The organism is Jiangella mangrovi, from assembly GCF_014204975.1.
GTDB lineage: Bacteria > Actinomycetota > Actinomycetes > Jiangellales > Jiangellaceae > Jiangella > Jiangella mangrovi.
Map to the genome: position 1 here is coordinate 5,720,297 of NZ_JACHMM010000001.1, position 23,206 is coordinate 5,743,502.

The 23,206-nt window shown below is 69.3% G+C and carries 20 protein-coding genes, 1 tRNA gene and 1 pseudogene; 11 read left to right on the forward strand and 11 right to left on the reverse strand.

The features are described from left to right. Positions 1-10 precede the first annotated feature (10 nt). A tRNA-Lys gene (locus tag HD601_RS26560) sits at positions 11-83 on the forward strand. A 54-nt stretch (positions 84-137) separates the two neighbouring features. Here the strand turns inward: HD601_RS26560 and HD601_RS26565 are convergent. After that, positions 138-1,343 carry a site-specific integrase gene (locus HD601_RS26565; protein WP_184827061.1) on the reverse strand — a complete coding sequence of 402 codons (1,206 nt, stop codon included), beginning with the start codon at positions 1,341-1,343 and terminating at the stop codon, positions 138-140. Then, positions 1,343-1,546 (reverse strand): helix-turn-helix domain-containing protein, encoded by a 204-nt coding sequence (locus HD601_RS26570; RefSeq protein WP_184827063.1) that lies wholly within the window; start codon positions 1,544-1,546, stop codon positions 1,343-1,345. The genes HD601_RS26565 and HD601_RS26570 overlap by 1 nt, the downstream gene beginning before the upstream one ends. A 273-nt stretch (positions 1,547-1,819) precedes the next feature. Here HD601_RS26570 and HD601_RS33200 point away from each other — a divergent pair, with 273 nt between their 5' ends. Both HD601_RS33200 and add read left to right on the forward strand, forming a co-directional pair. Continuing rightward, entirely contained in the window at positions 1,820-2,116 is a 297-nt protein-coding gene (locus HD601_RS33200) for a transposase (RefSeq protein WP_221441328.1), read from the forward strand. 530 nt (positions 2,117-2,646) lie between these two features. Next, a complete protein-coding gene (add, locus tag HD601_RS26580) occupies positions 2,647-3,645 on the forward strand; it encodes an adenosine deaminase (RefSeq protein WP_221441329.1) in 999 nt (332 codons plus the stop codon). Positions 3,646-4,237: 592 nt separating this feature from the next. Here the strand turns inward: add and HD601_RS26585 are convergent. Beyond that, positions 4,238-5,632, reverse strand: a complete 1,395-nt coding sequence (locus HD601_RS26585) for an MFS transporter (RefSeq protein WP_184827065.1) — start codon at positions 5,630-5,632, stop codon at positions 4,238-4,240. A 44-nt stretch (positions 5,633-5,676) separates the two neighbouring features. Further along, complete coding sequence (locus HD601_RS26590) at positions 5,677-7,020, reverse strand: FAD-binding oxidoreductase (RefSeq protein ID WP_184827067.1); 1,344 nt, start codon at positions 7,018-7,020, stop codon at positions 5,677-5,679. Between the two features lie 142 nt (positions 7,021-7,162). On the opposite strand from HD601_RS26590, the gene HD601_RS26595 reads away from it, so the two are divergent. Both HD601_RS26595 and HD601_RS26600 read left to right on the forward strand, forming a co-directional pair. Continuing rightward, positions 7,163-10,432, forward strand: coding sequence for a BTAD domain-containing putative transcriptional regulator (locus HD601_RS26595; protein ID WP_184827069.1), 3,270 nt, complete (start codon positions 7,163-7,165; stop codon positions 10,430-10,432). A 151-nt stretch (positions 10,433-10,583) separates the two neighbouring features. Continuing rightward, positions 10,584-10,780, forward strand: a pseudogene (locus HD601_RS26600) (IS3 family transposase); the annotation flags it as partial. Positions 10,781-10,866: 86 nt separating this feature from the next. On the opposite strand, the gene HD601_RS26605 reads toward HD601_RS26600, so the two are convergent. The 4 genes from HD601_RS26605 to bioD form a co-directional block, all read right to left on the reverse strand. Then, positions 10,867-11,589: a TSUP family transporter gene (locus tag HD601_RS26605; RefSeq protein WP_221441330.1), complete on the reverse strand. Its 723-nt coding sequence runs from the start codon at positions 11,587-11,589 to the stop codon at positions 10,867-10,869. 732 nt (positions 11,590-12,321) lie between these two features. After that, positions 12,322-13,764 (reverse strand): beta-propeller fold lactonase family protein, encoded by a 1,443-nt coding sequence (locus tag HD601_RS26610; protein ID WP_184827071.1) that lies wholly within the window; start codon positions 13,762-13,764, stop codon positions 12,322-12,324. Positions 13,765-14,009: 245 nt separating this feature from the next. Further along, a complete protein-coding gene (locus tag HD601_RS26615) occupies positions 14,010-15,080 on the reverse strand; it encodes a cytochrome P450 family protein (protein ID WP_184827073.1) in 1,071 nt (356 codons plus the stop codon). Beyond that, on the reverse strand, positions 15,077-15,766 hold the full coding sequence (gene bioD, locus HD601_RS26620; protein WP_343076452.1) for a dethiobiotin synthase: 690 nt from the start codon (positions 15,764-15,766) through the stop codon (positions 15,077-15,079). The genes HD601_RS26615 and bioD overlap by 4 nt, the downstream gene beginning before the upstream one ends. 336 nt (positions 15,767-16,102) lie before the next feature. On the opposite strand from bioD, the gene HD601_RS36050 reads away from it, so the two are divergent. From HD601_RS36050 to HD601_RS26635, 4 genes are all read left to right on the forward strand, one after another. Beyond that, a complete protein-coding gene (locus tag HD601_RS36050) occupies positions 16,103-16,318 on the forward strand; it encodes a tyrosine-type recombinase/integrase (protein ID WP_221441331.1) in 216 nt (71 codons plus the stop codon). Positions 16,319-16,349: 31 nt separating this feature from the next. Next, a complete protein-coding gene (locus HD601_RS35115; protein ID WP_221441332.1) occupies positions 16,350-16,631 on the forward strand; it encodes a tyrosine-type recombinase/integrase in 282 nt (93 codons plus the stop codon). Between the two features lie 778 nt (positions 16,632-17,409). Next, on the forward strand, positions 17,410-17,742 hold the full coding sequence (locus HD601_RS26630; RefSeq protein ID WP_184827077.1) for a hypothetical protein: 333 nt from the start codon (positions 17,410-17,412) through the stop codon (positions 17,740-17,742). 14 nt (positions 17,743-17,756) lie between these two features. After that, complete coding sequence (locus HD601_RS26635) at positions 17,757-18,155, forward strand: hypothetical protein (protein WP_184827079.1); 399 nt, start codon at positions 17,757-17,759, stop codon at positions 18,153-18,155. Between the two features lie 162 nt (positions 18,156-18,317). On the opposite strand, the gene HD601_RS26640 is transcribed toward HD601_RS26635, so the two are convergent. Next, a complete protein-coding gene (locus tag HD601_RS26640) occupies positions 18,318-18,476 on the reverse strand; it encodes a hypothetical protein (RefSeq protein WP_184827081.1) in 159 nt (52 codons plus the stop codon). Between the two features lie 136 nt (positions 18,477-18,612). On the opposite strand from HD601_RS26640, the gene HD601_RS26645 reads away from it, so the two are divergent. Then, entirely contained in the window at positions 18,613-19,182 is a 570-nt protein-coding gene (locus tag HD601_RS26645) for a hypothetical protein (protein ID WP_184827083.1), read from the forward strand. Positions 19,183-19,622: 440 nt separating this feature from the next. Next, positions 19,623-20,587 (forward strand): IS5 family transposase gene (locus HD601_RS26650; protein WP_425503412.1). Its coding sequence is split into 2 segments (ribosomal slippage): positions 19,623-20,024 and positions 20,027-20,587, totalling 963 coding nucleotides; the frame shifts between segments, so codons are not numbered across the junction. Positions 20,588-20,988: 401 nt separating this feature from the next. Here HD601_RS26650 and HD601_RS26655 read toward each other — a convergent pair. Continuing rightward, positions 20,989-21,904, reverse strand: a protein-coding gene (locus HD601_RS26655; RefSeq protein WP_425503444.1) for an IS5 family transposase whose coding sequence is annotated in 2 segments (ribosomal slippage) — positions 20,989-21,541 and positions 21,540-21,904 — 918 coding nt in all. Because the reading frame shifts where the segments join, the coding sequence is not laid out codon by codon here. Positions 21,905-21,949: 45 nt separating this feature from the next. After that, positions 21,950-23,197 carry an IS256 family transposase gene (locus HD601_RS26660; RefSeq protein WP_184818915.1) on the reverse strand — a complete coding sequence of 416 codons (1,248 nt, stop codon included), beginning with the start codon at positions 23,195-23,197 and terminating at the stop codon, positions 21,950-21,952. Positions 23,198-23,206 lie beyond the last annotated feature (9 nt).

The window sequence follows — 23,206 nt, forward strand, 5'->3', positions numbered from 1 at the left end:
CACCGTCGTTGCGCCATTAGCTCAATTGGCAGAGCAGCTGACTCTTAATCAGCGGGTTCGGGGTTCGAGTCCCTGATGGCGCACTCCCCAGCAGGTCAAGACCTTGGCCGAGCTGTACCCACCTCACAGGCCATGGTTTACCCATGGTTTTCGCCTCCCTCGCTCATCGAGTCGAGGGTGTGCCGTAGCGCCTGGTCGATGACTTCGGCGGCGTGTGGGTTCCGCACGCGGCGGGCCAGGTAGTGGTCCTGAGTGATCGAGACGCGAGCCTGGCCGAGCTGGTCCGCGACCTGCCGTGCCGAGTGGCCGGCGGCGTCGAGCACCGTCGCCGTGGTCTTGCGGAATGCGTGCGATGTGAGCCAGGCCAACGCGTCTTCGCCCCGCGCGTGGCGGATGTCGCGGCGCACGTTCGACGGGTCACGCAGGCCCCTGATGCTGTCGGGGAACACCGGGCGTTCGAGCTGTGTGCCCGGCACGAAGCGGCGGCGGAGCATGAACACGAGCGTCGGAGGCAATGCGAGGGTCCGGACGCCGGCCGCGCTCTTGGTGGTCTTGCGGATCAGCCCTTGACCCCGGACGCGGATGACGGTGTGTGTGATGGCGACCTCTTCGCTCTGAAGGTCGATCTGCTCCCACAGGACGGCCAGAGACTCACCGATGCGGACACCGGTGCCCAGCATGAACAGCGTGAGGTCCGGGAGGTCCTTGCGGACTGCCTGAGGGTCTGCGCGGAGCGCGGACAACCACGTGACCTGCTCTGCCTCGGTCAAGGCTCGGGGCGGCTTCTTCGGCGGTGCCTCGATGCGGTCGACCTCCCGCACCGGGTTGATGTCGATGACGCCGTGCCTGACCACCAGGCCCATGACGCTAGAGATGATGCTCCGACATGTCTTGGCGGTGGGTGCCCCCGCGTCGGTCTTGATGGCCGCAATGACCTTGTCGACAAGAGGTGTCTTGACCTCACCGAGCCGGACCTCTCCGAGCGCTGGCAGCACATGTCGCATCTGTCGCTCGTACGTGTCGAGCGAGCCCGCGGACCGCCGACCATCCTCGACCATCCCCTTGAACCGGGCCATCCATAGATCAGCAGCAGCCGAGAACCGATGCATGCCGGTCAACTCCCCCGCCTTGCCGGTCGACACACGGCGTTGCAGCTTCTCCCGGAGCGCGTTCGCAGCTGCGGTGGCGGTCTTCCCGTGCGCTTCGACCTGCCGTGTGCGGCCGTTGAAGTCGCGGAACTGCGTGACGGCACGGTGGCGGATGGGCTTGCCCTTGTCGTCGACCTTGTCGACGTAGGTGCGGATCTTGCCCCATGTGCCGATCGGCAGCGGTGCGCGGCCCATCAGGCAGCCTCCATCTGTGCGGCAAGCCATGCCTCGACGTCGGCACGTAGGTAGCGGAGGTTACGGCCGACGCGAGCAGCGGGCGGCCCGTACTTCTTCCATCGCCACTGATAGAGCGTCGCGACCGGCACCCGCAGGTACGCGGACACCTCCTGTGTCGTCCACGTCGGTTCGACCTGGATGCTCGGGTTGAGATCCACCATGTCTGGGTGTCCTTCCGCTCTGATGCCTGCGAACGCGGAGGCATCTCCTATCCAAGGGGTGGCCCCAGCCGCGCACATTTGGCGGACGCCGCCCTGTGGGAGCGGACCGGGCGCCATCGGGACGGCCGGCAGATTGTGCTTCGCTCGCGGTCACGCTGCTCCGACGCGGTGAGCAACTGCTGGTCCACGCGCAGACCCGGCAGAACGTCAACGGGGTCTGCTGCACGGATGGGTGACACCTGATCTGTGGTGCCGGAGGGCACCGCTGAGAGGATGTCGAACGTGCCCAGACCCCATCCGAAGGAGTTCCGCGACGACGTCGTGGCCGTGGCCCGTCGTGGCGCGGCCCCGATCGCGCAGATCGCGAAGGACTTCGGGATCAGCGAATCCTGCCTGCGCAACTGGTTGCATGCCGCCGATGTCGAGGACGGCCACCGGCCCGGGACGACCGCGTCGGAGTCGCTCGAGCTGCGCGAGCTGAGGCGCCGCAACCGGCTGCTGGAGCAGGAGAACGAGGTCCTGCGCCGCGCCGCCGCCTATTTCGCCCAGGCACATCTGCCGGGAAAATGATCTACCCGCTGGTCCGTGACCTTGCCGCTGCCGACGCCGGTGTCCGGTTGCCGGTCGCGGTGACCTGCCGGGTCCTGAAACTCGCCCGCCAGCCCTACTACCGTTGGCTCGCCGACCCGGTCACCGCTGGTGAGTTTGGGCAGGCGTATCTGGCCAACACGTTGTTCGACGCCCACCGTCAGCCGCGGCATCGGAAGAGCGACGCCCCCAAGTTGCCTTCGACAACTACCCGCGTGACTCCTCAGGCGCCGTGTCGGCGTCGCGACCGTTCCGCGACGCCGTTCCGCGTGCCGCCTCTGCGGGAAGGATCCGGCCACAGTGGCGGGAATAGCGGCTTCTCATCACGCCCAGGCCGACGCCAATTGCGTCTGAGTAGGATGTGTTCATGTCGCCCGCGCTGTTCAAGCTGCCCTTGTATGGGCACGACCGCGACCGCGGCGACCTTGCTCCATGTCGGTGATCCGCTGTCTCCCCTTCACTCACGTGAGTGATCTTTCCTTAGTCGACCGACATCACCCTGGAGCCCTGCTTTGTCCATATCCTCGTTTATCGCCGCGCTGCCCAAGACCGACCTACACGTACACCTGGTGGGATCGGCCTCGGCCTCGACTGTCCTTGAATTGGCACGGCGCCGACCCGATGCTGGGGTGCCGACGGATCCGGCCGCGCTGGCGCAGTTCTACACGTTCACCGACTTCGCCCATTTCGTCGAGGTCTACTACACCGTCGATCGGCTGGTGCGAGAGCCCGAGGATGTCACTGCCCTCGTGGTCGGCGCCGCCCGCGACGCCGCGGTGTCGAATGTGCGCTGGATGGAGCTGACGGTCACGGCGACTACGCATCTGCGGGCCGGCATCGACGGCTCGGCGCTGAGGGACGCCCTAGAGCTCGGCGCTGAGATCGCCAGCCGTGACCACGGTGTCCAGCTGGGCTGGATCATCGACATCCCGGGCGAGTTCGGTCTCGACGCAGCCGACGCCACCGTGGCATTCCTGCAGGACCACGCTCCTATGGGAACGGTCGCCATCGGGCTGGCCGGCATCGAACGAGACGTTCCGCGCGCGCAGTTCGCCTGGCATGTGGACCAGGCACGAGACCTCGGCTACCGGGCGGTCATCCATGCCGGGGAGTCCAGCGGACCCGAAAGCGTCTGGTCCGCGCTGGACGACCTACATGCCGACCGGATCGGGCACGGGATCCGCGCCGTCGACGACCAGGCCCTGCTGACCCGTCTCGCGCGCACAGGCGTGCCGTTGGAGGTGTGCGTGACCTCGAATCTGCGCACCAACGTCGTTGGCGAGCTCGCTACGCATCCGGTCGGCATACTGCTTGCGGAAGGGATCCGCGTGGTGGTAGCCACCGACGACCCAGGGATGTTCGATACCGATCTGAACACCGAGTACGAGCATGTCGCAGCTGTCACCGGCTACGGCGAGACCGAGCTGGCCGAGCTGGCCCGCGCAGGCGTGCGAGCCTCGTTCGCCCCAGATTCGGTCAAGGAGCGCATCCTCGCCGACATCGACGGATAGGCGGCAGGGCGCAGTGGCGCGCACCTGACGATCGTCACAGCGGCGTCGCGCCGTGGCGTTCCTCGTCATGCACGAGCCGACCGTCATCGAGTGGTCCGTAGAACTTGGCTAGACGAGATTGGGCTGGTCGAGGCTATTGGGATGGGCGTCCATTACACGACGGGTACCGAACACGCGCGATCGACTATTCAAGGGTGATATCAATGTCGTGCACATGATGAGGACTTACCTAGAATTATATCGGTTCCTCTGCGATCAGGAGCATCCCCAGGCGACGAGGTTCCGACATGGTGCGGGCCGCCCGATGGCGACGCTATTGAGACGCTGGCGACCGCGTTCAGCGGAGGAGGAGGCGCTGGGGGTTGGCGGGTGCTTTGGCAGGCGCTGCCGCGGTCCGTCCGCCCGGTCCGTCGGGGGCCATCGCTGGCGCGATCACCTCGGTCGTCGGATGAGATCAGTGCTCTTGGCATTGCAGGGCATCCGGTTCGCCAGCGGGACCCGCACTCGGTGATCCTTGGCTCCGTCGCCGGACCCTCTCGGGGGATGCTCGGTTGGGGGCCGGGTCGTGACGGCGCGTTTGACCGCGAGCGCGTTAAACCCGATCCGGCGAGTTCGTGAAACGGAAGTTGGCCGCGACGATCACCATGAGAGCGATGCCGCCGGCGGCGGCGAACATGGCGGGGCGGAGGCCGTTGCCGGTGGAGTTCGCCAGTGCCACCAGCAGCGCCAGGCCGACGGCGCTGCCGACCTGCTGCCCGGTGGAGGCCATGCCGGCCGCGACACCGTGCTGGTGTATCGCCACGCCGGTGGACGCCGCGGCATACATCGTGGTGTAGGTGATGCCCTGGCCGATCCCGAGCAAGACCAGCGCTGGGGCGAGCGCGACGAGCGACCGGCCGGGCGACATGAGCAGGCCGAGCAGGATGGTCCCGGCGGCGCCGAGCGGAAGCCCGACGAACAGCGTCCTGCGGGTGCCGATCGCAGTCGCCAGCCGCCCGCCGACCGCGGAACCGATCAGCACGCCGGTCGTCGGGATGATGAAGGCGGCGCCGGTGCTCAGCGCGCTGAACCCGAGCACGCCCTGGAAATAGATGGTCAGGAAATACAGCAGCGTGGCGAAGGTCGCCGCGAACAGGAAGGTCGTGGCCACCCCGGTGCCGAGGTTCCTGCTCGTGAGCAGCCGGATCGGCATGAGGGGGTCGGCACTGCGGTACTCGATCGCCGCGAAGAGTATGAGGAGCGCCGTTCCGGCGACCAGGCTTGTCATGACGATCGGCGAGTTCCACCCGGTTTCGGGGCCTTGCACGAGCCCGGAGACGACCGACGTGATTCCCGCGGTCGCTGTCAGCGCTCCGGGCAGGTCGAATCGGCGCCCTCGGATAAACCTGGCATCGGTCGGGAGCAGCCGGACCGCTGCGGCGGCAGCGACGACGGCGAGCGGCACGTTCACGACGAACACCGCCGGCCAGCCGAAGGCGTCGGTCAGCAAACCGCCGAGGAGCGAGCCGGACACCATACCGGCGGCACCGGCACCGGCCCAGACTGACATGGCCCGATTGCGTTCCGGACCCTCGGCGAACATGGTCGTGACCAGGGAGAACGTGGCCGGGAACAGCACCGCGCCGCCGAGGCCCTGTACCGCGCGTGCGGCGACCAGAATTCCCGGCGTGCTCGCCAGTCCTCCGACCAGTGACGACACGCCGTAGAGCAGGAGTCCCGCAACGAACATCCGGCGCCGGCCGAGCAGGTCGGACAGCCGGCCGCCGAAGAGCAGGAAGCCGCCGAACACGACTGTGTACGCGCTGGCCACCCATTGCAGGGTCTGTGCGGAGAACCCGAGATGGTCGCCGATCTGCGGGAGCGCGACGTACACGATGTTGTAGTCCAACGCCATGATGAACTGGGCGAGTGCCAGCAGGGCCAGGGCCAGCACGCGCCCGCGGGTGGCGGGCGTGGCCGGGTGAGGTCGCAGGGTGTGCAGCGACATGACGGTACGGTCCTCTCGGGGGTCGGGGCGGGGACGGCCGGCGCTCACGCGGCGACCGGGAAGTTGCTGCGGAACACGCCGTGCGGGTCCCGCGCCTGCTTGATCGCGCGCAGCCGTCCGAGGTCGTCCGTCGGGAAGGCTGCCCCGGCGCGGTCGCCGCCGGCGAGGAACGTGAAGGGCTTGCGACCGCTCGTGTACGGCAGGAGGGCCTCGGCGATCTCGGTCTGACGACGCCGGACCTCGGCAGCGATCTGCGGTGTCGCGGGGACACCAAACGTGTACAGCAGGTAGGGCTCGGCGAGCTGGCCGCACGCGCCGCCGTCGCTCGCGGGTCGGGCCAGCGCGCCGCCGAGGCGGCGCAGTTGGACGCTGAGCAGCGGCGTGATGGGCCGGTCCAGCAGGGTCGCCGCCACCGTGTCGTCGAGTTCGAGCAGCAGTTCGGCGCGGGAGGTGCCTGGCGAGGGGTCGGTGGGCTCGGCGCAGATCGACCCCAGGTCGGCCACCGGCATGCTGCGGCGGTTGTCCAGGTCGGTGCCGCCGATCTTGTCCAGCGGGCGGAGCAGCTCCTCGGCCTCGGCCGCCGGTCCGAGGTAGGTGCTGTCCACCGCGACGAGTGAGCGGCCACGCAGCAGGTCGGGCAGGAACGGCAGGTCGGGGAACTCGAGCAGGTCGAACCAGACCGTGAGCTCGTCCGGCGCGTCGGCGGCGATCTGCCGGTAGGCGGCGAGCACCTCTCTGGCCCGCTCGGCCGGCCACATCATGCGCCCGCCGTACAGCTCCGGCGCCGGGTGCAGCCCGAACTCGATCGCGGTCACCAGCGCGTAGTCGCCGCCTCCACCGCGCAGCGCCCAGAACAGGTCTGCGTCGGAGTCGGCCGTCACGGTGGCACGCTCGCCATCAGAGTCCACGATGTCGAAGGAGCGGACGCTGTTCGCAGCGAACCCGAACCGGCGGCCGAACCAGCTCAGCCCGCCGCCGAGCGAGAACCCCGCCACGGTGGTGGCCGGTGTACTCCCTGCCAGCCCGGTCAGGCCGTGCGGGCTCGCGCCGGTGAGCACGGCGCCCCACGAGGCGCCGGCGCCGGCGCAGGCCAGCCGTTCCGAGGGCCGCACCTGCACACCGTTCAGAGCGCCCGTGCGCAACAGGATGACGCCGTCGACGTCGCCGGTTGCGCCGTGGCCGCTGGGCTGGGCCGCGACCGACAGGCCGGCGCGACGGGCGAACCGGACCGTCGCGGCAACATCGTCGGCGTCGGCGGCCTCCACGACCGCCCGCACCGGCTGCTCGACGGCCAGGTTCCAGGGCCGGCGTGCTGCGTCGAAGCCGTCGTCGCCGCTCGCCAGGACTCGTCCGCGGATCGTTCGCCGCAGGTCGTCGCCAACGTTCATGATGTCCTCCTTGGTCGGTCGTTCGGTGTGACCCCACGGTGCAGGGCGCTGCTTGGATGCGACTTGAGGCCGACTTGAGGTGGAATACGAGCGGAGACCGGCAGCAGCGCCGGGGTGTCCTGCCGATCGAAGGAGGGTGCGGGTGACACTGACCTTCCAGCTGTTCGGCCGTTTCGAGGTGCAGGACGCGTCCGGTCGCCTGCTCGATGTGGGCGCCCTCAAGCAGCGAGCGGTGCTGGCACTGCTCGCGGTGGAGCCCGGACAGGTCGTGTCACTGGACCGGCTGATCGACGACCTGTGGCCCGGCGAGACGCCCGCCAGCGCAACGGGATCGCTGCAGGCCTACGTGTCGCACCTGCGCCGGGTGATCGAGCCAGATCGCAGGCCGCGCACCCCGCCCCGGGTCATCCTCACCCGGCCGCCCGGCTACCTGCTCGACGTCCCAGCGGAGCGGGTCGACCTGTCCCGGTTCACGGTCCATGCCGATCAGGGCCGGCAGGCGCTTCGCCGGGGCGACCATGAGCAGGCGGTGACGGTCCTGGACGCGGCGCTGGCGCTGTGGCGCGGTGAACCGCTGGCCGAGTTCTCCTCCCTGCGGTCCCTCGCGCCCACGATCACTCGGCTCTCCGAGTTGCGGATCGCCGCCATGGAAGACCGCTTCGACGCCCGTCTGTCCCTGGGCGACGCACGCGGCTGCGTGGCGGAGCTCGAGACGCTGGTCGAGCAGCACCGCTACCGCGAACGCCTGTGGGCCCTGCTCGTTCTCGCCCTGTACCGGTCCGGACGGCAGGCCGACGCGCTAGCGGCACTGCGCCGGATCCGCGCGTACCTCGCCGACGACCTCGGCATCGAGCCGGGGACGGAGCTGCGACGACTCGAGCAGGCGGTCTTCGACCAGGCCTCAGAGCTGGACCTCCCGACGGCACCGCCGCCGGCTCGCGTTGTCACGGCCCAGGGCGCGGACGGCGAGCTGATCGGCCGCGACGACGACCTGGACCGGCTGCGCCGGCGCCTGGACCGCGCCCGCGACGGCCACGGCGGCGTTATGCTGATCTCCGGCGAGGCCGGCGTCGGGAAGACCAGCCTCGCCCGCGCCGCCGTAACGGCCGGCGCCGCCCACGGCATGACCACGGCCTGGGGACGCTGCGCCGAGGAGGCCGCTCCCACGTACTGGCCGTGGCGCCAGGCACTAAGTGCCGCCGGTATCGACACCGGTGTCCTCACTGTGCGAGAACAGCAGCGCATCCCCGATCCCGATGCGGCGCTCTTCGAGTTGCACGAACGCGTCATCACCGCCCTGGGCTCCGTCGGCCGCCCGGTCCTGCTGGTGCTGGACGACCTGCACTGGGCCGACATCTCCTCGCTGCGGCTGCTCGCCTTCGTCGCCGGTGACCTCGGGGACCGTCCCGTCCTGATCGTCGCCACCTTTCGCCCCGAGCCGGGCTCACACCCTGAGCTGTTCCGGGACATCCTCGGCGCGATATCCGGCGAGCCGTCCACCGACCGCATCGATCTGAGCGCGTTCGGCGCCGACGAGGTCGCAGCCTACCTGCGCCTGCGGCACGCACCGGACGACCGCGATCTGGTCCGAACGCTGCTCGAGCGCAGCGGAGGGAACCCGTTCTATCTAGGCGAGCTGCTGCGGCTGCGCGACAGTGAACAGCAGGAGGGCGTGCCCGCCGGCGCCCGCGACGTCATCGATCGGCGGATCTCCAGGCTCCCCCGACAGACCCGGGAGCTCATGCGCACCGGGTCCGTCATCGGCCGAGACCTCGACGTGGAACTGCTCGCCGCCGTCGCCGACCGGCCCACCCCGGAGGTGATGGCAGCGCTGGAGCCGGCCGTGGCGACGGGCATGCTGCACGAGCCGCCACACGGCCACGACTACCGGTTCGCACATACCCTTGTCCGCGACACCCTGTACTGGGGGATGAGCCGGCTCGAGCGGGCCCGGACGCACCTGGCCGTCGGCACCTGCCTCGAATGGCGGCCCGGGGTCGACCCCGTCGAGCTGGCCCACCACTTCGCCGCTGCGGCCAAAGTAGGCGCCGCCGCCAAAGCAGTCCACTACGCCTCACGGGCGGCCCGTGAGGCCACCACGCAGCTGGCCTTTACCGAGGCCGTCCAACACTGGGAGACCGCCCTCGGCGCCCTGGGCCCCGACGACGACGCCGATCGCTGCACTTTGCTGACCGAGCTGGGCCAGGCGCGGCGCGATCTCGGCGACGCCGCCGGCGCAGTCCGCGACCTCGACTCGGCCATCACGTTGGCACAGCGCACAGGCAACCGCGCGGCCCTGGTGCCGGCCATCAGCGTGTTCGGCGGGCCGGCCGTATGGAACTGGCGGCCTTACGGCACGGTCGACGACGACATCGTGGAGCTCCTGGAGGAGCTACTCGCCGGCCACCTCGACGACACCGACCGAGCAGCACTGCAGGGCACGTTGGGCGTCGAGTTGCACTACAGCGACCGCCGCGCCGAGGGAGAGCGGCACGCCGCCGATGCCGTCGACCTCGCCCGCCGGCTGGGCGATCCCGAGCTGCGCGCACGCACGCTGAACAACTACCTGCTCGCCTCCTGGGTCCCCGGCCGCAACACCGAGCGGCTGCGTGCCGCCGATGAGATGCTCTCGATCCCAGGGCTGCCCCGTGCCACCCGGCTCGTGGCCCGCGTCCTGCGGATGGCCTGCCTCCTCCGCGCCGGTGACCTCGCCGAGTGGGATCGCGACCTCGAGCGGTGCGAGCGACTACTGCAGCGCGGCTCGCGCCCGGAACTCGAGGCGATGGTCCGCATCGCCGAGACCGCCCGCCGCACCCTGGACGGCCACTGGGCCGAAGCCGAGGATCTCCTCGCCCGGTACGGCCGCGTCAGATACGGCTCCACCCCCTGGGGCCTCGACTTCCACCGGCTCGTCACGCTCTACACCTGCCGACGCGGCCAGGGCCGGGTCGCAGACATCGCCGAGGAGCTCACCACCGCCGCCGCCCGGCCGGACCTGACCTCGCTGCGCCCACTCGCGATCCTCGCCGCCGTCGACCTCGGCGACGACAACCAGGCGCGACGGCTGGTCCGCCGCTGGGGCAGCCGGATCGCCAAGGACTGGACCGCCGACTTCCTAATCCCGGTTTGGGGACTCGTCGCCGCTCGCCTCGGCGAACCCGATCCAAAGCACCTGTACTTGACGCTGCTCGGCACACCCGACCTGCTCGTCATCGGCGGCATGGGCAGCTCCGGCCTCGGTTCCACCCGTCATGTCCTCGCCGACCTCGCCCAGCGGCTCGGCCGCCCAGACGACGCCCGCCGACACGCACGCGCCGGGCTGGAAACCCACCACCGGCTCGGGCTGGCCCACTGGGAGGAACACAGCAGGCGCCAGCTCGCCCAGCTCGGCGCACCCCGCCCGGGCGGCTAGCACCTTGTCAGTTCGTTCCGCCGGTGTTGCCACCGGGTCCTCGTTGCGGCTCGAAATCAGACTCGTTGGTCGGAGCCGCCGTCGGTGCAGTCGAGCCAACCGCCGTAGCCCGCCTGGGACTGAATCGTTCTGGATCTCCCGGAGGGCCGGCGACAACGCCGCCATGGAGTCGTTCTTCGCCCTACCGCAGAAGAATTTCGTGGACCGCCGCCGCTGGACCACCCGCCACGAGCTGCATTGGCGAACATCACCTGGATCGAACGCACCTACCACCGACGGCGCCGCCAGACTCGCCTCGGACGCCTCACCTCGATCGAGTACGAGACCATCAACACCGCACTCGCCGCCTTAGAACCCCTGTCACCTATCCGTGCGCGACACATCAGTTGCTCGACGAAACTCGCCGCTGACCGCGAGGCCCGCTTGGCAGATCGTCAGAGTCCGATGAGGAAGCCGACTCCAGCAAAGAGCACACCGATCTCGATTACGACCACGAATAGGCGATTGCTCATCCGCTGAACGGTCTTCTTGCCAACCCAGGATCCCCCCAGGATGGCCGGCATCAGCCCAGCCGCCAGCACGAGAACCTCAACAGACAACAGGTCCGCCGTCCCGTATGCGGCGACCTTACTCAGGTGCACAACAACCGATGCCGCGGCCTCCGTCCCGATGTACGCCTCACCGACTAGCCCATACGCTAGGAAGAAGGGAGCGGCTATCGGCCCGGCGGCTCCGAGCATAGAAGAAGCCAGTCCCGTGAACCCACCAACGGCGACAAACCATCTCTCCCCCGGTCGTACAGGGAAGAGCCGTAGCCGGCGCCACAGAATTGTGGCAATCAAACATCCCCCCAAAATGCGTTGAAGTGGCCCGGGCGGCATGTGAGCCAACAACAGGCCACCCGCCAAGGCAAACGGGACCGCTCCGACGGCGTGCCAGCCAACGAGCCGCGCTCGCACAGCGGTGCGGTTGAGCCAAACACGGCAACCGTTGCTGGACAGCTGGGCCAAGGCCAACGTGGGCACCGCCACCTCCAGCCCGACCATCCAGGTCAGTGCTAGAAGCATCAGCACTCCACCGCCCACACCGCCTACGGCGGAGAGCCAACCGAGAACCGCGAACAGCGGCAAGATCGGGAGAAACTCGCAGATGGGCACCAGGACCTCTCTGGCTCCCACGCACGCGGGAGCCCGGGTCCTCCAGGCTTTTATCCCTTAAGATGACCGGCCGTCATTCTCAGGCGACCGGTGGTGTCGCTCGGACCAGGCCCGCTGCTCCTGCAAACAGAACAGCGACGGAACCCTAGACACTACGTTGCAACAGTACCGCACCCCCTTGGGGAGTGTGAAGCGCCCCAGGTTCTCTGTGAACCGCCCCGGGGTTTCCGGACACCTCCAGAAACCCCGGGGCGGTTCAGGCGTAGCTGTGGGTCGCGGCGTGCCTGTCCACCCGACCACGTACCGGTAGAAGTCAGCCACAGTGGTTGTCACACTGGACAAGACGATGTTCCCCTTCACTTCGCTGGGACGGACGTCGTTGCCGGCGTCAGCCCAGGGTGAGAGTCACTACGAGGCAGGCCTGTAACGAGCCACGCCGCGGGACGGCAATCCCCGTGGCGGACATGCTTCTGATCAAGCCATCGTGGTGGGCCGGGGTCGGCGCCGGCACCCAGCACCCGATGGACAGATCCCGGGCATGACACCTCGGAGGGGTCAGACGATTCAGGAGTCACCCCGGGGCGCCGAGCGACCGGCCGCTAACCCTGCCCGCCAGCCCCAGGCCAGCCACCACGAACGCATACAGGCGGTTCAGATGGTCTACGTGGCGATCCGCCGGACACTCGTTCCATATCCAGGTGTCCGGCGGGCCAGCCGAAGGGCGCTGACGCGTCAGTGCCGGGGCGGCACCATGATTGTTTCCGTGCCTCGTCCGGCTGCCGTTGCGTGACACAGGAATGACTGGCCGGTGAACACGTCGGCGGTGGAGCAGCCCTCGCTGTCGGTGACGGTGACCCGAGCCAGGTGGACGCCCGGCGAACGGTACACGTGTGTGGGCATTGGACCGCCGTCGAGCAGTCTGGTGCCGTCGCCGAAGTCCCAGTCGTAGCGGACGACCCTCCCGTCCGGGTCGGCCGAGCCGGTGGCGTCGAACCTGGTCACGGTCCCGGCGCGACCGACGTCGGCTGTGATGGCCGCGATAGGGCCCTGGTTCGGCCGGATCGCCAGCGACTGCGAGGCCGGGCCGCGACCACCGGTCGGCACCGCGGAGTCCGAGGTCGGGACCAGACCGCCGGATGTCACCCGGTACGCAGACAGCTCGCTTGAGTCGAAGTTGCTCACGAACAGCAACCGGCCGTCCGGGCTTGTGGTGATGCCGACCGGACCCAGTCCGGCCTTGACCGGCTCCCCGAGCGGGCGCAACGCGCCGTTGGGCCGCACGTCGAACGCGGTGACCGCGCTCGTACCGGCGTCGGGACGGTCCTGGCCCGGGCTGGCGACGAACAGCCGCCGCCCGTCGGGCGAGATCGCGATGCCCTCGGAGTGGTCGGCGACGGCGTACGGCGACCCGGGCAGGGCGGTGAGCCGGCCGTCGGGGCGGATGCGGAAGCCGTAGACCTCGTCGGTGCTGATGGTTGCGGTGTACAGGAACTTGCCGTCGGGGGTGATCCCCATGCCGGTCGCCGCGCCGCCCGTCTCGGCCACGACGCCGCGTGGCCGTAGCTCGCCGTCGTGACCGATCGCGAAGCGGACGAGGATGTTCGTCGGCTCGGTCAGTGGGATGCCGTGGCCGACGTAGAGCGAACGGCCGTCCGGGGTGACCACCAGGCCGCGTGGGCTGTCGAACCCCGTCGGCACCGGGTTCCCGCGGCGCGCCAGGGTGCCGTCGGCGGCGATGTCGAAGGCAGTGACGGTGCCGGAGCCGACGTTGCTGACGTACAGTGACCGCCCGTCGGGTGCCATCGCGATGCCGAAAACGACGCTGCCGCCGGTCGGCACCGGCGGCGCCAGCAGGGACAACTCGCCGTTCTCGCCCACCTCGTAGGTGGCGACCCGCCCGGAGTCGCGGTAGGCCACGTAGGCGACGTCACCGTCGGGGGCGAACACAACGCCGTTGGAGCCGTCTCGCCCACCGGTGGGTTCGACGACGCCAGTCGGCACCGGCGTCCCGTCCGCGCCGACGGCGAACGACGCGACGTCGCTGCTGGCGCCGTTGCCGACGACGAGCGTGCGGCTCGCCGCGGGCTGGTCACCGGGCGACGCAGCGCCAGGCCCAATACCGGTGGACACCACTAAGCCCGCCGCGAGCGCGACGGCCGAGATCCGTACGAACATGCACGATCCTCCAGAGTTCGCCGGCAGATCCACGTGAGGGCAGAACCGCGGCCCGCCGGGTAGAAGAGCCCTCAGCATCGAGTACGTGCCGAGGCCGCCGATGGACGGCGATGTGACGACAGTCATACGGGCCGACCCGCGCATCCATGAGCTGGCTCCGGGGCAGCAGGTTGCCGTGGCGCGGGTCTTCCTGGAGAGTCGACCCCAGTCTGTACACCGGGCGTGGCATTGCCTGCGCGTACTGCTCAAGCCGGGCCAGATGCACGCACAAGCAGCCGGGCCGGCGCGCGGAACGACAGCAGGTCGATCATGGGGGATGCAGCTTCCGCTCGGCGCAGGCGCGGGAGCAGCGGCGCGGCACACTCCAATGCCACCGTGGTCTCCATGCGCGCCAGCTGTGCGCCGAGGCATCTGTGGACGCCGATGCCGAAGGCCAGATCCCCCGGTCCGCCGGTGCCGGTGAGGCGAAGCAGGAGCGGAGCCTTGGCGGGCAGCTCGACGTTGTCGAGGTTCACGGGGCGAGATGTGAGCCGGCGCCAGGTGGGCACCGATGACGCCTCGCGCAGCACCTGCTCGGTCGCCGCGGCGGCATCGGTGACGGCGGTTCCGATCAGGCGATCGAAGGCGGCCGAGACGAGTTGGCTCGTGGTCTCGTGGCCGGCGATCAGCAGGAAGTACACGGTCGCGCAGATCTCCTCGTCGGAGAGCTGGGATCCGGCGAGCGTACCGAACAGGTCGCTTGTGCCGGGCCGTTTCCGTCCCGCGGCCGTGCGTTGGCGCAGCCAGCAGTAGTAGGCGGCAGCGCTCCGGGCGAGCTCGAGCTGGCGGGCCGGGTCGGGCTGGCCCCAGAACAACTCCAGGGAGTGCTGGCTCCACCTCGACAGCGCGCCGACGTCGGCCGCGGCGATGCCCAGCAGATCCAGCAGCACCAACGCGGGCGGGCCTGCCGCGACGTCTGCGACCAGGTCGACGGTGTCGCCCGTGGCGAGCCTGCGGGCGATGCCGTCCAGTCGGGCCGTGATCAGCTGCCGTATCCGCGGCTCGGCGGCGGCGACTCTGCGCGGGCTGAAGTACGCGGCCACCGTGCGGCGGATGCCTCGATGTGCCAGGCCGCTATTGCTGGCCAGCGTCGGCGGAAGCGCAAATCCCGCGGCTGCGAGGACACGCAGCGACGCCGGCGTGAGCGGGGTGTGCGCCTGGAGCGCGTTGTCGGGGCGGAACGTCTCAGGATCGAGGAGGATCCGGCGCACCAGCGCCGGGTCCTCGACCACCCAGTGGCGCAGACCGGGGTCGTGCTGCACCGGGCAGCCGGTCACTTGGCGCAGCCCAGCTGCTCGGCACTGCCCAGCCACGCCGCATCACTCAGCCAGTCCCGGGCGCCTGCGACGAAGTCCGCCCGCGGCAGCCTGCCAGCGCCCGCGGGAATCCGACCCAGGAGCGGCGCGCCGCTCGTCGCGGGCAGGTCTGCGAGGTTGTGTCGGGCGGCGAGGTCCGGAGTCTCGGGCCACGAACCGATCACCAGGCCGGCGATCGGCAGGCCGCGGCTGCGTAGTGCGTCGACGGTGAGCGCCGTGTGGTTGAGCGTGCCGAGCCCCGCGCGAACCACCACGACGATGTCGAACGGCGTCGCCAGCCGGGCCGCTAGGCCGGCGAGGTCGGCCCCGTCGCCGTCAAGTCGAACCAGCAGACCGCCGGCACCTTCGACCAGGACGCGATCGCGCGTCCGCGCGAGGTCGTCGATCCGCGCCTCGTGCTCGGCGATGTCGGGCAGCGGCACGTTCCGCAGCCGTGCGGACGTGGCTGGTGCGAGTGCATCGGGCATGCGGGCGTGCTCGTGAACGTCGTCGATCCCGGTCATGGCCCGGACGACGTCAATGTCACCGGGCTCGCCGGGCCGGACGCCGGTCTGGGCCGGCTTGACCACGGCCACCCGTCCGGCCGCGATCGCCGCGAGCGCCGCGGTCACGATCGTCTTGCCGACGCCGGCGTCGGTGCCGGTCACGACGACGACCCTCGGCGCCGTCACCGGGCCTTCCCGAGGACGGCAGCAACCAGCTCGCCGGCATTGGTCAGCACATCGCCCGTCAGCCCCGCCCGGCCAGTGAGGCGGATCCGGCTGATCCCGTCAGGGACGGATGGCGGCCGAAAGCAACCCACGCGGACCCCTGCGACCAGGCAGCGCCGGCTGACGTCGACGGCTTCCCTGGGTCCCGGTAGCGGCACCGACACCACCGCGCCCTCGCCCGGCGCGACGCCACACGCCGCCGCCAGTCGGGACGCAGCCTCCAGGGCCTGGCCTGGTCGTCCCGGCTCCTCCGGCGTCGACGAGCTCACTGCGTTGCTCGCGACCTGCAAGGGCAACACGTTCTACAACCGGCGCGACGAGGCGGTCATCCGGCTGTTCCTCGACACGGGCATGCGGGCCGGCGAGCTGCTGGGCCTCGAGTTAGATGACGTCGACCGTGAACAGTCGATGGCGTTCGTCACGGGCAAGGGTGGCCGCGGCCGGGCCTGCCGGTACGGGGTCAAGACGGCCGAGGTGCTGCGCCATTAGCTGCGCGCGGGCCAAGCACCCACAGTCGGCGTTGAAGGCCTTGTGGCTGAGCAAGCGCGGCAGCCTCACCGACTCCGGCGTCCGACAGGTGCTCGAACGCCGCTGCGACGACGCCGGCATCCCGCACATCCACCCGCACCAGTTCCGCCACACCATGGTCCACCGCTGGCTCGCCGCCGGCGGCCAGGAGAACGACCTCATGCGGCTGGCCGACTGGCGCTCCCGCGAGATGATCAGCCGCTACGCCGCCTCCGCCGCCGACGAACGCGCTCGCGACGCGCACCGGCGCATGGCCCTAGGTGATGAACTGTGATCGCGCCGCGGTGGGGCGGGGACGGGTACATGACGAGACGGGCGCCGAGTTCGACCGCGCTCAGCGGACGCCGGACCTGTCTTCGACGACCTCATGCCGATTCGCGTCATGCCCCTGCGGTGAACGCCTCCGGCGTCTTGTACTTGCGACCGTCCGCCAGTTCCACCATGCCGGTAATCCGCGTCGATGACTGGCCCTTGCCCAGGACGTGCAGCGATGTTTCGAAAGCGCCAACGCAGTCCTTAGGTCGACAGCCCACGTCGCCGACTCTCCCGACTCAAGCCGATGCGGAAGGCGTGGGCCGATGGAATCTCCCCACGGTATGGCTTGTAGCCCTTGGGCGGACGTTATGCCCCATCGCTCGACGGTTACGGGCAGGCGACCGACGTTGCGGACCTCGACGGCGATGACCGGTTGAGGGAACCCCTGGGTCGCCATCTGATTCAGCGACTCGGGCGTCACCTTGTCCGCCGCCATGCTCACCATGGCGGCGCCGGAGTGTGCACCGACCTTCAGTGCGGTCTTCACGCGACCGCCGCTTAGGACGTGGGCCACGATCTGCCACGTGAGCGAGGCGACGCCCAGAACAACGCCGAGAACCGCGATCACCAGGGTGACAACTTCCATGCCCGGCGACCCTACCCGGGAGGCGGACAGAACTCGGGTCACTATGGGCCCGCGCCCTGGGGCGTCCTCGTCGGCCTTCGATGCGCCGCAGTCGTTCTGTCCGGGGTCGGCTGTAGCGTGCCCTCTCCACTGGCCGTCGAGGGGGCAGACCATGCGTGCGTTCTCCAACATCCGGGTCACCGTCGATCTCATCCACAAGTCCGCCGACGTAGCCGAACTGGCGCGGCTCGCCACGGCCGCCGGCTGGGCGCTGGGCCTTAACCCGCCGACCGACAAGCAGGGCTACGCCGCCGTCGTCGAGCGCAACTCCGACGTATTCCTGGACACCGAGCTCTCGTACCTGGTGCTCCTGCAGGCTCTCGCGAACGGCCGCTCGCCCGAGTCGGTGCTGTCCGGGATTCGCAAACGGCTTGAGGACGCGAGCATCGACCTCGACGAACCGTTCAAGGGCCTGCCCCCAGCACCCGACGGCGGCACGAACTGACGGGCTAAGGACGCATGGACTGGAACGCGATTGTGCTTGTGCTCGTCGGGGCTCTGTTGGGCATCGGTGGTACGGCCTTCCACGACTGGCTCCAATACCGTCGGGATCGCGCTGACCGTGTCGCCGCCCTCCGCAGGGACGCCGTCTTGGACTTCTCAACCGCCGCGATGCGGTCACACCTGGCGATACAGGCCTACGGAGATCGCGTTCCCGATGGGGAGACTCTGGCCTTGGACGTTGGCCATGCCCGCTCTGCGGTGCGATTGCACTGCCCCGAACTGAATGACGTCACCGATGCCCTGTTTGCCGCCGCGGCAACCAAGAACATCGGTGACGCGCTCGAGGACTTCGAGTCTGCCCCGCGCGAGGCGATCGACGGCCGTTTGCCAGCGCATCGCCAGGAACGGGCCTGACTGGACCGGTGGCCCAGCGGGGGGCTCACCGTCGGAACGACAGACTGACCCGGCGTGCGATCCGAGCCGGTGCGAGCAGGTCGGGGGAGATGGCCGGGCGCGGCTGCCGTGAAGCCGAACGACCCCCGCCAGGCCACCACCTGACGGGGGTGGTTGCGTGCGTCACCCGAGGTAGCCGCAGACCTTGCACCTGGGATAGCCACCGGTCCCCGAGACGCGGTTGTGCGGCGGGATCAGCTTGCCGCGCGAGCACTCGTCACGGTCGTGGTAGACGTCGGGATCGGACGGGTTGCTGGAGTGGAACGGCGGTACCTTCGCCATGACGTCGCCCCCATTGGCAAGATCGATTAGATGGCGGCCCGGACCGTACTCCTTGGGTGGGACAGAACGGGTGCGAGCCGTTGTGTCCCAGGTTCGCTATAGCCTTCCCCACCACCGACGCGCAGGGAGTTCAGCCATGCTTGAGACGATTCTGGGCGTTGGCCTCGGCGCCGTGCTCACACTGATCGTCGGTGCGATTCGGGACCGACAAGCACAGCGGATCCGAAGCGAGGAACGCGCCGACGACAGACGTGAGGCACGGCGAATCGAGGAGCGTGATGCGATCGCCGAGGTACTTGATGCTGGTCAGGTTTGGATTCCTGCCCACCAAGCACTTGCGGGTGCAACCGCGGTGATGGATTACGAAACGTTGACGCAGTACGGATTCGCTGGCGGCGCCGGCGAGCCGAGGGCCCGATTCGCACGCGCGCTCACGATCGCACGCTTGGTAGTGACCGAGCCACAACTTAGATCCGTGGTCGACCAACTCGCTGATGCATTCAAGAAGGCGGGCGGTATCGACGCAGTCGTGAAGGCCAAGGATGCTGGCTCTCCGCAGCAACTAAAGTCCGCCGCAGTCAACGCCATGAGGTCAACCGACCCCGCCGAGAAGAAGCTTAAGGAACTTGAGGCCGCCGCGCAGCGCGTCCTACTTGAGCAGCCAGGGTCCATGGATCGACCAAGCAAGCCGAAATCTGACGGGTAAGCCCGCGCAAATAGGCGGAGCGGCCCGGCCGGCCGAGTAACTCGGCCGGGGCCGCCGTTATTGTCGGTCAGCGCCAGATCCGCCGCATCGCCTTGCTCACGGCCCGGTCCCATCACGCGGTTCGCGATCCTGGGCCCGATACGCCCCCGCGCCACCGCGTTGCGTCTCACGTGACGACGGACGCCTTGCCCAGCCAGCGGGCCAGCCCCGACAGGCTCATGCCGCGTACCTCCGTTACGCTTCGACGAGCAGCCGCGCGACCTGCTCGGCCTTGGCCCACGTGATGTGCATCGTGCACGCGGCTCCGTCGTGGTCGCGGATGACGCACCGGGGCCGGCACCGGCTCCGTCTCTGCGAGCCCGCATTCGGCCGTCAGCGACAACACCTTCACTAGGGCGTGTCTAGTGGATCTTGTTGGTTGGTCTCGGTAGAACGGGTTTGTGCTTGATCGACATGACCTGACCGATGTGGAGTGGGCTGGTCTGGAGCCGTTGTTGCCGGATCGGAGTCCGCGCCGGGGCGGTCGTTGGGTGGATCACCGCATGGTGATCAACGGGGTGCTGTGGCGGACCCGGACCGGCGCCCCGTGGCGCGATCTGCCGCCGGACTACGGGACGTGGCAGACCGTGTATGCGCGGCATCGCCGCTGGTCAGCCGATGGTACGTGGGAACGGATCGTCGCTGGGTTGCAGGCCGGGAGCGACACCGACGACGCCGGGCGGTGGGTGGTGGCGATGGACTCGACGGTGGTCCGCGCCCACCAGCATGCCGCGGGCGCGCGGCATGAACCGCCCAAGGATGTGCCTGCCGAGCGGCTGGGGGTCGCCCTGGGCGACCAGCCGGCCCGGACGGGGGGGCGGCATCGAATGACAAGAAGCCGCCGCTGCGGGAAGGGTTGGGTCGTTCTCGCGGCGGATTGACCACGAAGCTTCACCTGATCGCTGATCGCCGCTGCCGTCCGTTGGCGCGGGTGACCACCGCCGGGAACCGCAACGATTCGCTGGCCTTCGAACCGCTCATCACCCGATTGTCGATCCGCCGCCGCGGCGGCGGGCGGGCACGCACCCGGCCCAGCCAGCTGCTGGCCGACAAGGCCTACTCCACCGGGCCCATCCGCGCGTGGCTGCGCAAACACCACATCACCGCGGTCATCCCGACCCCCAGCAGCCAGCAGCGTGGACGCCGCAACCGCGGCCGCAACGGCGGCCGGCCCCCGAACTTCGACCCCGCCGCCTACCGCGACCGCAACACCGTCGAGCGCACGATCAACAAGCTGCGCGGCTACCGCGCCGTGGCCATGCGCACCGACAAACGCGACTTCGTCTACCGCGGAACCATCGACGTCGCCAGCATCAGAATCTGGCTCCGCGACCACCAACGACAAGATCCGCCAGACACGCCCTAGGGAGAACACCGACGACACGACGGCACCCAGGATGACCACGTGGTTGTCCGGGTGGCGACGCGCGTCCCGGAAGTCGCACCAGCGCGGGCACGGCGACCTCTCGGCCGTGTTCACGCCGGTTTACGAGGTCACCAGTTTCAGCTGCGCCCGCACGTGGTGCCTGGCTCTGCGCCGCTCGGTCGCACGGCGCCGGTCCGGCTCTGCCTTGTGGCGCGGACAGATGGCTGCGATGGCGTCCAGCTCCGCGTCTAGTTCGGCGTCGGACTTGTCGGAAGGGGGTGGTGGCTCACGACGCACCGCCGCTCATCGCCCGTCCCAGCCGGGGTACGAAGCCGGGATACGGTCGAGGCATGGGCCGGGATCTGTGGCGCCGACAGCGCAGGACCGCTAGAGCGTGTCTCCTATATGCGCGCCCATGTGATGCAGGCGGACAGCACGACGGCGGCGCGGTAGGTGATCGCGAGCTTGTCGTAGCGGGTGGCCAGTCCTCGCCATTGCTTGATCAGAGCGAAGGAGCGTTCGACGACGTTGCGCTGCTTGTAGGTCTGCTCGTCCAGGGCCGGAGGTCGCCCGCCGGCCGAGCCCTTGCGTTTGCGGGCGGCGATCTCGTTCTTCTTCTGCGGGATCACGGCCTTGATGTGCCGGGCTGCGAGCATCTGGCGGTTGACGCCGGAGGTGTAGGCGCGGTCGGCGATCACCGCGTCCGGGGTGGTGCGGGCCCGGCCCGGCCCCAGGCGAGGGACGCGGATGTCGGCCAGCACCTCGGTAAGCATCACGCCATCGTTGCGCTGCCCGCCGGTGATGACCGCGGCCAGCGGGCGGCCGTGTCCATCCACCGCAAAGTGGATCTTGCTGGTCAGTCCGCCACGCGACTTGCCGATACCGTGACCTGCAGGTTCACGTTCCCCGCCGATCGGGCTAGGAACGAACCCGTCAGGCTGACTCGTGTGATTCGCCCGCGCCCCCCGTGTCCCGCTCCGGGCGCGTGGTGTTCGTGGCGTGCTGGTGGGCACGGTTGATCGTGGCGTCCACCGACACCGTCCAATCGATCTGACCAGCGGCGTCCGCCTGGGCAAGCAGCCCGGCCAGCACCTTGTCCCAGGTCCCATCCTCGGCGTATCGGCGGTGCCGCTTCCAGACCGTCTTCCACGGCCCGAATGGCTCTCGGGGCAGGTCCCGCCACGGGATCCCGGTCCGGTACCGGTAGACGATCCCCTCCACCACCCGCCGGTTATCCCAGAACGGGTGGCCCCGCCGCCCCGCGTTCGACGGCAGCAACGGCTCGATCTGCTCCCACTGAGCATCGGTCAAGGTCAAGTCCGGTGACGTGGTGTACGAGGTCTGATCCCTCGTCGTTGTGCTTCAGGCCGTGATGGCTTGCAGGGTCAGCTCCTCGTCGGTCACCTCCTGCTCGGCTGTTGCGACGGCCTGGGAGCGGGTGAGGACGTCGAGTCCGAGGTAGCGGCGGCCTTCGGCCCACTCGTCGTGCTGTTCGGCCAGGACGGCGCCGACGAGGCGGATGATCGAGGGCCGGTCGGGGAAGATCCCGACCACGTCGGTGCGGCGGCGGATCTCGCGGTTGAGGCGCTCGTTGGGGTTGTTCGACCAGATTTGTCGCCAGATCTCCTTGGGGAACGCGGTGAAGGCCAGGATGTCGGCGCGAGCGTGTTCGAGGTGGTCAGCGACGGCGGGGAGTTTCTCGGTCAGGGCGTCGACGACGCGGTCGAACTGGGCATGCACCGACTCGGCGTCGGGCTGGTCGTAGATGGAGTGCAGCAGGGCCTTGACCCAGCCCCACGAGTTCTTCGGTGTCGCTGACATGAGGTTGGCGGCGTAGTGGGTGCGGCAGCGTTGCCAGGCCGCACCCGGCAGAGTCGCCTCGATCGCGGAGGTCAGCCCGCGGTGGGCATCGGACGTGACGAGCTTGACCCCCGTGAGGCCGCGGGCGGTCAGATCTCTGCAGAAGGCGAGCCAGCCGGCGCCGTCCTCGCTGGTGGTCACGTGGATGCCGAGGATCTCGCGGTGCCCGTCGGCGTTCACGCCGGTCGCGACCAGCGCGTGGACTGCGACGACCCGGCCACCCTCGCGGACCTTGAGCACGAGTGCGTCGGCGGCGACGAACGTGAACGGCCCGGCGTCGGCCAGCGAGCGGGTGCGGAACTGCTCCACGTGCGCGTCGAGGTCCTTGGCCATCTCCGAAACCTGCGACTTCGACAGGGCCGTGATGCCCAACGACTGCACCAGCTTGTCCATCCGCCGGGTGGACACCCCGAGCAGGTAGCAGGTCGCCACCACCGAGGTGAGTGCCCGCTCGGCCCGCTTCCTGCGCTCGAGCAGCCACTCGGGGAAGTAGGACCCCTGACGCAGCTTGGGCACCGCGACATCGATCGTGCCGGCACGGGTGTCGAAGTCGCGGTGCCGGTAGCCGTTCCGCCGGTTCACCCGCTCCGGGCTGGTCGTGCCGTACTGCGCACCACACACCGCGTCAGCCTCGGCCGACAACAGCGTGTTGATGAACGTCTGCAGCAACTCGCGCAACAGATCCGGGCTGGCCTGGGCCAGCTGTTCCTCGAGCAGGCGGGCAGGGTCGATACTGGTCCTGACGGTCATCGTTGGTGT